General features: G+C 49.9%; 12 protein-coding genes. 10 read left to right on the top strand and 2 right to left on the bottom strand.

Annotated features, from left to right (window positions below):
• Positions 1–169: 169 nt before the first annotated feature.
• The 9 genes from FYJ51_RS12970 (at position 170) to rlmH (ending at position 9,312) form a co-directional block, all read left to right on the top strand.
• On the top strand, positions 170–571 hold the full coding sequence (locus tag FYJ51_RS12970; protein WP_154505975.1) for a hypothetical protein: 402 nt from the start codon (positions 170–172) through the stop codon (positions 569–571).
• A 167-nt stretch (positions 572–738) separates the two neighbouring features.
• Positions 739–1,686 carry a DUF2232 domain-containing protein gene (locus FYJ51_RS12965; RefSeq protein WP_154505974.1) on the top strand — a complete coding sequence of 316 codons (948 nt, stop codon included), beginning with the start codon at positions 739–741 and terminating at the stop codon, positions 1,684–1,686.
• Positions 1,667–3,640 (top strand): GGDEF domain-containing protein, encoded by a 1,974-nt coding sequence (locus tag FYJ51_RS12960; RefSeq protein ID WP_105302772.1) that lies wholly within the window; start codon positions 1,667–1,669, stop codon positions 3,638–3,640. Before FYJ51_RS12965 ends, FYJ51_RS12960 begins: the two co-directional genes overlap by 20 nt.
• Positions 3,618–4,064, top strand: coding sequence for a 50S ribosomal protein L9 (gene rplI / locus FYJ51_RS12955; protein ID WP_105302773.1), 447 nt, complete (start codon positions 3,618–3,620; stop codon positions 4,062–4,064). Before FYJ51_RS12960 ends, rplI begins: the two co-directional genes overlap by 23 nt.
• Before the next feature lie 3 nt (positions 4,065–4,067).
• Positions 4,068–5,441 (top strand): replicative DNA helicase, encoded by a 1,374-nt coding sequence (gene dnaB, locus FYJ51_RS12950; RefSeq protein WP_154505973.1) that lies wholly within the window; start codon positions 4,068–4,070, stop codon positions 5,439–5,441.
• A complete protein-coding gene (locus FYJ51_RS12945) occupies positions 5,441–6,988 on the top strand; it encodes a M23 family metallopeptidase (RefSeq protein ID WP_154505972.1) in 1,548 nt (515 codons plus the stop codon). The genes dnaB and FYJ51_RS12945 overlap by 1 nt, the downstream gene beginning before the upstream one ends.
• The gene (locus FYJ51_RS12940; RefSeq protein WP_154505971.1) at positions 6,985–7,815 is read left to right on the top strand and encodes an MBL fold metallo-hydrolase; all 831 of its coding nucleotides are present in this window, start codon (positions 6,985–6,987) and stop codon (positions 7,813–7,815) included. The genes FYJ51_RS12945 and FYJ51_RS12940 overlap by 4 nt, the downstream gene beginning before the upstream one ends.
• Complete coding sequence (locus FYJ51_RS12935; RefSeq protein ID WP_154505970.1) at positions 7,733–8,839, top strand: S1C family serine protease; 1,107 nt, start codon at positions 7,733–7,735, stop codon at positions 8,837–8,839. The genes FYJ51_RS12940 and FYJ51_RS12935 overlap by 83 nt, the downstream gene beginning before the upstream one ends.
• The gene (gene rlmH / locus FYJ51_RS12930; RefSeq protein WP_105302777.1) at positions 8,836–9,312 is read left to right on the top strand and encodes a 23S rRNA (pseudouridine(1915)-N(3))-methyltransferase RlmH; all 477 of its coding nucleotides are present in this window, start codon (positions 8,836–8,838) and stop codon (positions 9,310–9,312) included. Before FYJ51_RS12935 ends, rlmH begins: the two co-directional genes overlap by 4 nt.
• 142 nt (positions 9,313–9,454) lie before the next feature.
• Here the strand turns inward: rlmH and FYJ51_RS12925 are convergent, their stop codons facing one another.
• Both FYJ51_RS12925 and FYJ51_RS12920 read right to left on the bottom strand, forming a co-directional pair.
• Positions 9,455–9,718, bottom strand: coding sequence for a hypothetical protein (locus FYJ51_RS12925; protein ID WP_154505969.1), 264 nt, complete (start codon positions 9,716–9,718; stop codon positions 9,455–9,457).
• Between the two features lie 597 nt (positions 9,719–10,315).
• Positions 10,316–10,594, bottom strand: a complete 279-nt coding sequence (locus FYJ51_RS12920) for a chorismate mutase (protein WP_105302779.1) — start codon at positions 10,592–10,594, stop codon at positions 10,316–10,318.
• A 181-nt stretch (positions 10,595–10,775) separates the two neighbouring features.
• Here FYJ51_RS12920 and FYJ51_RS12915 point away from each other — a divergent pair, with 181 nt between their 5' ends.
• Complete coding sequence (locus FYJ51_RS12915; protein WP_205946337.1) at positions 10,776–11,081, top strand: ketopantoate reductase family protein; 306 nt, start codon at positions 10,776–10,778, stop codon at positions 11,079–11,081.
• Positions 11,082–11,167: the final 86 nt, after the last annotated feature.

Raw genomic sequence — 11,167 nt, 5'->3', positions numbered from 1 at the left:
TCCTCCAGTTCTATCGTTAGATGGCAGTAATCTGGCTGATATCTAAATGTTAAAGGAAGAACCGTTTCAGATCTACTTAATGCAAGCCCTTTATAACTTCTTGTTCAGACATACTTAATGCAATACTTGGGTTGCGTTAACTTTTACAAGTGAAGTGTTGGAGAAACTTATGAAAAAATTGTTGACAATAGTTATTTCCCTCTTTGCGTGTATTATTACTGTCACTCCGGTTAGGGCTTCGAAAAATATATCTGATGAGCCAGGAGACCCAATAGACAACAATGATTATGCTATTCGGATGATTTCGGGGTCTACGTACTTCACGTTTATGATGCCGAACTCCCGCCCACAAGGAATGGTAGGTATTAGTGCATCTGGAACGATTACGTTGGATGCAAATAACCAAGGAGTTTCAGCAGATATTACCATTGAATATGGGCCGAAAGAGTTTTATACGGTTTCAACTTCTCATTACATTAGTGGCTCTCAAGTAATTGTGAACTATACAGCTACAGCAAAAGCTTGGTACTACGATCCTTACACTACAAGTGGCTCATTTGTGGTCAGTTAATTAACCCTCTTGTGATATTATCTTTCAGCACTGGTTCAGATGCAATCTTCTATATCTGAACCTTTTTCTGTGCTGCTTTGTGCACCAAATGCAGGCCTGCTTTCATCATGTTATAATAACAGACAGTCCTGAGGTCTTTTTATCGTACGTTTGAGAGGTATCTTCTTATGAATCACAGTGTTCGGAAATTGACAGATGGAGCAATGATGATCGCGATCGTCGGCGTCTTCCTGCTGATTGACCGTCAGCTTGGTGGAGCGCTCAGCAGCATGCTGATGTTTCTTCTGCCGCTGCCGATGGTATTCTATTCAGCTAAATATGGCATGAAGGATAGCTGGGTCGTTCTGATTGCAATGGTGCTGCTTTCCTTTATTGTCAGCACGCCTGCCTCAATCTTCTATGTTGCTTCAGAGTCTCTGGTCGGTATGCTTTATGGCTCCGGCACCAAGGCGCATATGCCGATGCGACGGCTGGTGCTATTGACGATGCTTGCTGGCATCTTCATCAATATCATCGATCTGGTCGTGATCGGGGCAATGCTCGGCTATGGCCTGGCAGAGAATGTAAAGGATCTGATGACAATGGTGGATCAGTTTTTTGCAACAGCCAATGTTGCAGTTCCCGCTACCGTAGACATGACGTCATTTGTGACGAATATCATCTTCATCGGTACAGCCTTGACTGGTGTGCTGCAGGGGCTGGTCACGCATCTGCTGAGCAGGCTTCTGCTGAAGCGGCTGCGGTTTCCGGTGGAAATGCCTAAGCCGCTTGGCTCGTATTATCCGCCGAAGTGGAGCGGGTATCTCGGGCTTGCCGGGTTCATGCTCTATTACTATACGCTGGTGCGGCCGCTTTCATCGGCTCTGCTGCAGAATTTCTCGCAGGCGTTCGGAATGTGCGGATATCTGTATCTGGTGGTCTATGGCTGCATTGCTGTAGTCCTTCAGGTATCGCTGTTTCATCCGAAGGCAAAAGTGCTGGCGGGAATTCTGACATTCTTTCTGATTTTTTCGTTCCCGATGTTTCTTCTGATTCTCGGGTTCCTGTATATCACGACGGACTTCCATAAGCGGATGCTGGAAGGAGCTGGAATTAATGCAGAAAAAGATGAGTGATCTGAAGCGGTCCCTGATCCTGGTGGTGGTGATTCAGGCAGCCTTGCTGTTTGTCTTCCGCACAGGCCTGGAACAGGGGATCATGACCGCAACGCTGATCCTGATTCTCGAGGCAGTGCTGTTCTATTATCTGACTGACCGCTTTGAGGCAATGGCTGAAGAGCGTTCGACTGGGATCCGGGAAGTGCTTGGCAATGCCGCAAATGATGCATTCTTATTTGCCGAGACCGGAATGATCATGTATGACGATGATCATGTGATCACCTGGATGAGCGAACTGTTTGAAAAGCGCGGCATCAACCGGGTGGGAAGAAAAGTGCTTTCCTGGCTGCCGGAAGCAGAGACGCTGCTGGATGGAACCTCTGACCGGATCAGCGTGCAGCTGGATGACCGGATTTATGAAATCACCCGCAAAGAAGATGAGCCAGTGCTGTTTTTCAAGGATGTGACGGATCTTTCGCATACGAAAGAATCTCTGGAAGAGGGACGTACCGTCATCGGCATGGCTTCGCTGGATAACTATGAAGAGTCTACGCAGTATGAAGATGACAGCGTAGCTACCGCAATCTCGGTTGCGGTCAGAACGCCGATCACGGAATACTGCAAGGAACATGGCATTCTGGTCAAGCGGGTCAATAACTATCGCTACTTCATGGTGCTGAATGAGAAGATCTTCAGCGATCTGGCGGCTGATCATTTCAGCGTGCTGAATGCGGTCCGCAAGGCTGCGCAGAAACAGGATGTCTCCATTACGCTGTCGCTTGCCTTTGCAAGGGGAGAAGTGTCATATGAAGAACTGGATGATATGGTATCCAGGCTCATGGACCTTGCCCAGAGCAGAGGTGGAGACCAGGTAGCAGTGCAGAAGGTCGGCGAAGAAGTGAAGTACTTCGGCGGTTCTTCGGAAGCAACCGAAAAGCGGAGCAAAGTCCGGGTGCGCGTGATGGCGCATACGCTGAGAGAACTGATTTCGCGTTCTTCCAATGTTATCATCTGCGGCCACAAGGTCATGGACTTTGACTGCATGGGTGCAGCAATCGGTATTTCAAGAATTGCTCAGGCCCTGCATAAGCCTTCGGTCATCATTGAGAAGACCGGCGGCGTGGAAGACAAGCTGAAGTCGGTGGTCACGAAGAATCTGGCACAGCTGGATCAGGAAGTGAAATTCGTCACGGAAAGCGAAGCACTGAATCAGCTGCAGGAGAAGACGCTGGTGGTCATGGTGGATCACCATAATGTGCAGACCTCGAATGGTGCAGCGGTGCTGGAACGGGCCAGGAGTGTAGCGGTTATCGATCATCATCGCCGCAGCACGGAAATGGGCGTGAAACCGGTTCTTGTCTATATCGAAGCCGGAGCTAGTTCGGCTTGCGAACTGATCACGGAGCTGTTCCCGTATATTTCGAACCGGATTGAGATCAGCGAGCTGGATGCGAATATCATGCTTGCAGGCATGACGATTGATACCGGTCATTTCCATGTCCGCACGGGCTCAAGAACATTCGATGCGGCTTCGAATCTGAGAAGGCTCGGAGCAGATCCGCAGGAAGTCGATGAATTTCTGAAAGATACCTATGAGGAATTTTCGATCAAGGCAGCGGTGACAGCGGTCAGCGAGCGCTATGAACATGGTGTGATCATTACGCCCTACAAAGGAAGATCGCTCAGCCGCACGCTGCTTTCGCAGACGGCGGATGATCTGCTGGAAATCCAGGATGTCGATGCGGTCTTCGTGATTGCAAAAGATACGGAAGGACTGACCTGCATCAGTGCCCGTTCCAACGGGAAAGTAAATGTGCAGGTAATCATGGAAGCGATGAAGGGCGGCGGTCATATGACGGCTGCGGCAGTTCAGCGGGCGAACAGTTCGGTGGACGATATGAAGAAGGAACTGATTACAGTTCTGAATGGATATTTCAAGGAGGCACAGGATGAAGGTAATACTGAAAAGTGATGTGAAGAAGGTCGGAAAGAAAGGCGAGATTGTTGAGGTTGCAGATGGGTATGCACGCAACTTTCTGATTGCCAGAGGGCTGGCAGTGCCTTCCACGGAAAAGAGCAGAGAGATTCTTGCTCAGCAGAAGGAGCAGGAAAAAGAAGAAGATGCCAGAAAGAAGGCTGAGGCTGAAGAGCTTGCGAAGAAGCTGGAAGGCACTATGCTCGAATTCAGGGTGAAAGCAAATAAGGACGGCCGGGTGTTCGGTTCTGTTTCGACAAAACAGATTGTCGAGGAACTGGCAAAGAAGGGCCTCCGGGTTGATAAGCGCAAGATTCTGGATACGTATCCGATCAGTGCGCTCGGCGTCACGAAGGTCCGGGTGGAACTGTATAAAGGCGTGATCGGAACAATCAATTGTCAGGTTAAAGGAACGGAATAACCTATGCCGATGCGGACCATGCCATCAGCTCCCGAAGCGGAAGCGAGTCTGCTCGGAACGATGATGCTATATGATCGCTCTGCTCGGGATGCGATCGAAGAAGGCTTGTCGGAAGAGGATTTCTACGTCGATGTGAATCGGCGCATTTACCATGCGGCACTGAGTCTGTACCGGGAAGGAAAGCAGGTAGACCTGACTTCAGTTTCCACGCGTCTCAAGGATACCGGGGAACTGGATACCGTGGGCGGAATCGCATATCTTGCGAATCTGACGAATGCGGCGGTCACCAGCTACAACACGAAGAGCTATGTTCAGATCATCCGGGATAAGGCGCTGACGCGCAATATGATTCTGGCCTGCCAGAAGATTGCGGAAGAAGGTCTGGAAGGTCAGACCGATGTCAATGCTTACATGGATGAGGCAGAGAAGGCGATCACGGATGTATCGCGCAATCGCCGCACGACGGAATTCAAGAGCACGCCGGAACTGATGACCGGTGTTCTGGATCAGATTCACCGGATGTCAGACAATCGTTCCGATGTGACCGGAATCCGGACCGGATTCCGGGATCTGGATCATCTGACGCATGGCTTCCAGCCTGGCGATCTGATTATTCTGGCTGCCCGTCCTTCCATGGGAAAGACGGCAGTGGCATTGAATCTTGCAATGAACATTGCGGCATATCAGCCGGATCGGGCTGTGGCGATCTTCTCGCTCGAAATGAGCGCGGAATCGCTGGCAATGCGTCTCTTATCAGGGAGAAGCAGGGTTCCGGGTGACAATCTCAAGACCGGCAGACTGGATAATGATCAGTGGAACCGTGTCAATGAGGCAGCCGCCAGCCTGCGCAAGAATAAGATCTATATCGATGATACTTCGGGAATCAAGACGGCAGAGATTTTCTCAAAGTGCCGCAAGCTGCAGGCGGAACAAGGCCTGAGCATGGTGCTCATCGACTATATTCAGCTGATTACCGGTTCTTCCAATGGCCGCGGCGGTGATTTCAACCGCCAGCAGGAAGTATCGGAGATTTCGCGTCAGCTCAAGGCTCTGGCAAGAGAACTGAAAGTTCCGGTCATCGCCCTCTCACAGCTGTCCCGTTCCGTGGAAGCACGTGAAGACAAGAAGCCGCAGCTTTCCGATCTGCGTGAATCCGGAGCCATCGAGCAGGATGCCGACATTGTCATGTTGCTGTTCCGCAAGTCCTACTATGACGAAGAAGCGAAAGCACAGGCTGAAAAGACGGGAACGGAAGAACTGGAAATCAATGTGGCAAAGCATCGTAATGGTGCAACCCGCAAAGTATTCCTGATGTTCGAGCCGAATACGAATGCCCTGATGAATCTTGACCGCAGACCAGATGGAGGCGGACAGTGATGAAGCGGATTCTGCAGATTCTCGGATGTCTTGCGGCATCTATCGCAATTGTGGTCTTTCTGCCTGGGCTCATGCCTTCTGTTTCCGGGGGAAATGAGAATGCTTCTGCAGAAGAAGAGAGCATTCTTCCGCAGCGGGTTGAGAGCATCAATTCTTCTCCTTCAGAGATCTATCGGATCTACAGCAGCGGACAGCTGATCGGAGTTCTGAAGAATCGGTCGAAGCTCAATGCGCTGCTGGATTCCATTTATGAAGAAGAATATGCAGAAGAGTTTCCGGGCTCTGAAGCAGCTCTTGGAAAAGATGTGTATCTGGTCAGCGAGCAGAGCTACTTCACGTATACCGATATCGATGATGATATCTGCAATTATCTGAAGGAAAATAATCTGTTCACGCTGAAGGCGGCACAAGTGGAGTTCTCTGACAGCAACGGAATCTATGCGAAGATCTATGTGGGCAATCAGTCCATGTATGAAGCAGCCATGAATACGTATCTGTCGTATTTCATCAGTTCTTCGGATCTTGCTCTGCTCAACAGCGGCCAGTCCGTTCCGGAATTAAGAGATTACGGCAGCCGAGCAACGAGCGTGAGTATTTCCCAGACCATTACGGTCAGAGAGTCTTACGCGCCGGCTTCTGAGATTCTGAATACCGAAGCAGATATTCTGGAATACCTTGAGTACGGAAACGATACGGAAAAGGAATATTACACGGTTCAGAAGTACGATACCGTTGCCGGTGTCGGTGCAAAGAATCATGGTCTTTCGGCTACGCAGGTCATGAATATCAACCGGGACAAGATCAGCAGCACGGATCAGGTTCTCAGCGAAGGCGAGCAGCTGTGCGTCACATATTTCAATTCTCCGATTGATATTGTCGTGAATCAGGAATCCATGCGCAAGGAAGTCGTCTATTTCGAGACGGTTTACCAGGAAGATCCGGATCTCAAGGAAGGCGAGGTGGAGACTACCCAGGCTGGTTCCAATGGATCCAGAAACTCCCTGTACAGCGAGAAATGGATCAATGGAGTTCTGGTTTCCGGTTCTCTGGTTTCCTATGTGGACACGCTGCAGCCAGTGAATGAAGTCGTTTCGATCGGCACGATGCAGATTCCTGGGGTCGGTACCGGACAGTTCCGCTGGCCGGTGGACAATCCGTCAATCACCTGTCACTGGGGCTGCTACTATGGTCACAGGGCAATCGATATCCAGAATGCCTATGATCATTACGGAAATATCTATGCGGCAGACCGCGGCGTCATTTCCGAGAATTCCTACAACTCTATCAACGGCAACTACGTGATCATCAACCATAACAACGGCTACTATACGTACTATGGACATATGAACGTGCCGAGTCCGCTGGCGGTCGGAACGATTGTCGACAAGGGAGATGTGATCGGGCAGATCGGCATGACCGGTGTTGCGGCGGGACCGCATACGCATTTCTTCATCTTCTCCTTGACGCAGAATGCGGATGGCACAACGACTGCAGAACGGTATGATCCATGTTCGCTCAGCAACTTCCCGAGCTGTGACGGCGTATGATGAAGTTTGCGATGCTGGCATCCGGCTCGAGAGGAAACTGCTTTCTGCTGCAGGATGAGAATACGTTTCTGATGATTGACTGCGGCACGACGAAGAAATATCTCTCCGAAGCATTTTCTGCCTCGGGGTTCTGCAGAGAAGATCTGGATGCGGTGCTGATCACGCATACGCATACGGACCATGTCTCGTGCCTGCGCATGTTTGAAGATCATCCGATCTATGCGGCTGCAGATCTTGGAGATGTTCCGTATACCCGCGTGAAGCCGATGGAGAAGTTCCCGCTGGAACATCTGACGATCCTGCCTCTGGCTCTGAGCCATGATGCGGAGGATACGGTCGGATATGTCATTGAAAGCTGGCAGGAGAAGCTGGTCTATATCACGGATACCGGATATGTGAAGGATTCATATCTGCCGCTTCTGAAAGGAGCAGACTACATCATCCTGGAAAGCAATCATGATGTGGAGATGCTCATGCATACGAGAAGACCGCAGTACCTGAAGATGAGAATTGCTTCAGATTCCGGACATCTCTGCAATGAAGACTGTGCGGCAATCCTGGATCAGATCGTGACGGAACGCACGAAGCAGGTTATCCTGGCTCATATCAGCCGCGAAGCGAATACCAGAGAGAAGGCCCTGGAAGTGAGCAGGCAGGTTCTGGAACATCATCCGAACAGAAATCCGCATCTGCTGCTGTGTGCGGCAGGACAGTATGAAGTGATCAGAGGAGGAGCATGGACCGATGAAAAAGTGGATCCTGGCAGCTGCAGCTGCGTTGTTGGCTTGGAACATCTATCTGACCGTATCAGTCAGGAATCTTTCTGAAGAAAATCAGGCTGCTTCTCCGGCAGCCACTTCGGATTCGCATGGTGCTTCCGTCGTATACAACACGACGATTGAAGGGTATACGACAGATATCACGGAGACTGCGGCCTCGGTGCAGCCGATGATCGTTCAGATCACGGCCAGATCAGAAGACAGTGAGGCGGCAGACCGCATTTTTTCCGGTGTGATCTATGCAAGCTCCGACAATGAGTGCTGGATTCTGACAACGGCTGAGAATATCGCTGACGGCAATACCTATTTCGTCACATTCGACAGCGGCATCACGATCCAGGCTGATTCTGCAGTCAGCGATCCGTCCTCAGATATCGCACTTCTGCTCTGCCATCCTTCCTTTCCCACGACGGCGATCGAGATCGGCGATTCTTCGGCAGTCAAAGAAGGAGAATATGTCATCGCAGTCGGTTCTCATCCGATTGAAAACCAGAGCGGCAGCGTATCGTTCGGAGTCGTTTCCCTGCCAGGACAGGTTTTCAGGCCAGGTACCGAAGATCGTCAGCCATGGATCACAGAAGTGTTCATGACAGATGCTGAGATTGCCAGAACCGGAAGCGGCGGTCCGCTGATCAATCTGTCCGGTCAGCTGATCGVCATGGTCTCGTCTTCGATGACTTCTTCCAATTCTTCTTCCGGATTCTCTACTGCAATTGCTTCTTCAGAGATTCTTTACGCTGCGAAAGAACTGCAGAAGGACGGAGCCGTTACCAGAGGATACCTCGGAGCTGATGCAGCGAATGTCAGCAGTCTGGCCCTGTATCAGAAGAGCGCATGGAACCTTTCGCTTGATCTGGTTGACGGCGTTCTGGTGACTGTCGTGGAACCCGATTCTCCGGCTGAGGAAGCAGGAATTCAGGCAGGGGATGTGATCATGAGCATCAATGAGACAGCGATCCACAGCGCTGATGATCTGAAGCAGTTTCTCTATAATTCCGCTTCTGGCGATACAGTAACCGTTTCTCTGAGCCGGCAGTCGGCTGCGGTCACGATGACTGCGACGCTGCAATGATCCGCATCATCGCATGCGGCAGAGTGAAAGACCGCTGGCTGCAGGATGGCATTGCCGAATACGCAAAGCGCATCCGTCCTTATGATCGTCTGGAACTTATCGAAGTACAGGACGAGATGGCACCGGAAAAGAACTCTGCTGCAGAAAATGAACAGGTCAAGAAGATTGAAGGACAGCGTCTTCTGAAGCAGATCCATCCGCAGGAATATGTGATCCTGCTGGATCTGGCTGGAAAAGAACTGGACTCTGTAAAACTTTCAGAGAAGATCAACCAGCTCAATACTTCCGGAAAGAGCAGAATTGACTTTGTCATCGGCGGTTCACTCGGCGTATCAGAAGAACTCATTCAGAGAGCAGATTTCCGCTGGAAGCTTTCTCCGAACACGTTCCCGCATCAGCTGTGCAGACTGATCGTGCTGGAACAGATCTACCGGAGTTTCCGCATTCTTCATCATGAACCGTATCATAAATAAGAGAAGACCGGGCATGATGCCAGCAGGCAATGCGATGCAGAGATGCATGTGATTGCCTAGATGGATCTGTGTCATCTGGTCCTTACAGCAGAAACCCTCGCAGCATCATGCGAGGGTTTCATTTAACTTCAGAAACTGGAGGTCATTCCGGAGCAGTGATCCGCTCTGCATTTTCGATGACCGCAAAGGTATCCAGAGATTCCGCTGAGGTCGAAATACGGATGGTATCACCAGTCTGAATTTCGGCAGGATACAGATTTTCTACTTCAGAAAGATTCAGTTTCATCGGCGTATCTTCGACAAGAACTGTGAGCTCCTTACCGTCCTTTGCCGTTACCGCTGCGTCAATATAGTATTGCAGCGCTCCGGCATCTGGAGAAGCAGAGAAAAATTCGGTGCTCTCCATAGAAGGAGCTGCCGTCTGCGGAAAAGAAGGGCCTGATGCAGAATTCTCAGAATCGTGGCCAGAGGCAGTGCAGCCTGCGGTTACGAAACAAGGAACAGCAATCAGAAGAATGGGTTTCAGAATTATCATAGCGGCTCTCCTCTCCCATCATTGTTATGAACGACCATTCATTTAATAGCAGGATTTCTGATAAAGACCAATACCCTGCAGCAATGATCAGGAAGGCTGACACCTTTTCATGAATCGAAGCCGCAGGATTCCTGCAGTGCGAGTGTAGGTGGTGCATAGTCTTGCTTACGGAGTATTCAGCCAGCCTGCATGCATGATGCCGGGAGCATTCAGCGTATACAGAATCAGGAAGGCAGAGCACAGAACTTTCTATTCCTGACTATCGGGAATCACCTTGGATCGCTTCGCTGCTTTCTTCTGCATTGTTTATGAGACTGACCGGTTCGATGATCACTTTCCTTATACAGCTCAGGAGGCGATGGATCTCTGGTCATGAAAGCAGAGCGTATGAGCAGATTTTTCGAGTGTTTGAAGGACGGCGGTTCAGCTGCAGAAAGCCACCCTTGTTCAAAAACAGATCTTCTCTTTTCAGCAGTCACGTTTCAGAAGATCTTTCTGATACTCCTTAGATACTTCCATGGTGTACTGATACCATTCTTCAAAGTATTTTCTGAGTCTCGGGTCTTTCAGCTTGGCAGAGTTTTTCTCGATGTTCTCTTTCTCTCTGAAGGAATCAAAGACAGGGATATTGTTTTCTGCTTTGTATTTTGCAACGTTCTCAACCGTATGCATGCGCTCTTCGAAGAGTCTGACAAGCTGGTCATCGATTTCATTGATTCTGGTACGGCTTTCCTGAAGTAAGTTCATAACTGTTTTCCTTTTTTCTCTATTATAAATACCTGTGCAGGAAAATCCTTTCGAGTTCTGCGGGAAATCAGATTATCAGGGCTGCGGTTTTCTTCTATAGTTAGATATGTCTAATTGCTTGCACGGGACATGCAGACAGAACGAGATTTCATGCAGGATCGTTCAGAAAAGCAGGATGCACATGAGAATTCCGGTTTATGGATGCGGGGTAATCGGCTCTCTGCTGGTACATGCATTATGCACTGCCGGGAATGAAGTGACGATGATCAGCCGGGGAAGATGGAAAGAGATTCTGAGTACGGATGGTCTGCATCTGAAGCATGTGCTTCAGCATAAAGAAACGATTGATCATCCCGAAGTGGCGGAACAGGTAATGGGGAATGTTTCCTGGGATCTCGTATTTTCCGTGATGCAGGGATGGCAGCAGGAGGCACTGCTGGATACTCTTCGTCCTAGTGGACTGGTGAGCACAAAGATAAACAGTTGACTAGCTATGGGTGTAAAGATTGTGCGAACCGGAGAACCACCTGCTTGGCAGGTGGATGATTGGGTGCTCTTATAGTAAAGAGCACC

Source organism: Stecheria intestinalis (assembly GCF_009696165.1).
Classification (GTDB): Bacteria; Bacillota_I; Bacilli_A; order Erysipelotrichales; family Erysipelotrichaceae; genus Bulleidia; species Bulleidia intestinalis.
The sequence above is the reverse complement of the archived record's forward strand: the minus strand, read 5'-3'. Positions and strand labels throughout refer to the sequence as shown.

Excerpts from the sequence above, each read along its gene's own strand:
- FYJ51_RS12970 (WP_154505975.1), top strand. The coding sequence starts at position 170 with ATGAAAAAATTGTTGACAATAGTTATTTCCCTCTTTGCGTGTATTATT.
- FYJ51_RS12965 (WP_154505974.1), top strand. The coding sequence starts at position 739 with ATGAATCACAGTGTTCGGAAATTGACAGATGGAGCAATGATGATCGCG.
- FYJ51_RS12960 (WP_105302772.1), top strand. The coding sequence starts at position 1,667 with ATGCAGAAAAAGATGAGTGATCTGAAGCGGTCCCTGATCCTGGTGGTG.
- rplI (WP_105302773.1), top strand. The coding sequence starts at position 3,618 with ATGAAGGTAATACTGAAAAGTGATGTGAAGAAGGTCGGAAAGAAAGGC.
- dnaB (WP_154505973.1), top strand. The coding sequence starts at position 4,068 with ATGCCGATGCGGACCATGCCATCAGCTCCCGAAGCGGAAGCGAGTCTG.
- FYJ51_RS12945 (WP_154505972.1), top strand. The coding sequence starts at position 5,441 with ATGAAGCGGATTCTGCAGATTCTCGGATGTCTTGCGGCATCTATCGCA.
- FYJ51_RS12940 (WP_154505971.1), top strand. The coding sequence starts at position 6,985 with ATGATGAAGTTTGCGATGCTGGCATCCGGCTCGAGAGGAAACTGCTTT.
- rlmH (WP_105302777.1), top strand. The coding sequence starts at position 8,836 with ATGATCCGCATCATCGCATGCGGCAGAGTGAAAGACCGCTGGCTGCAG.
- FYJ51_RS12925 (WP_154505969.1), bottom strand. The coding sequence starts at position 9,718 with ATGGAGAGCACCGAATTTTTCTCTGCTTCTCCAGATGCCGGAGCGCTG.
- FYJ51_RS12920 (WP_105302779.1), bottom strand. The coding sequence starts at position 10,594 with ATGAACTTACTTCAGGAAAGCCGTACCAGAATCAATGAAATCGATGAC.
- FYJ51_RS12915 (WP_205946337.1), top strand. The coding sequence starts at position 10,776 with ATGAGAATTCCGGTTTATGGATGCGGGGTAATCGGCTCTCTGCTGGTA.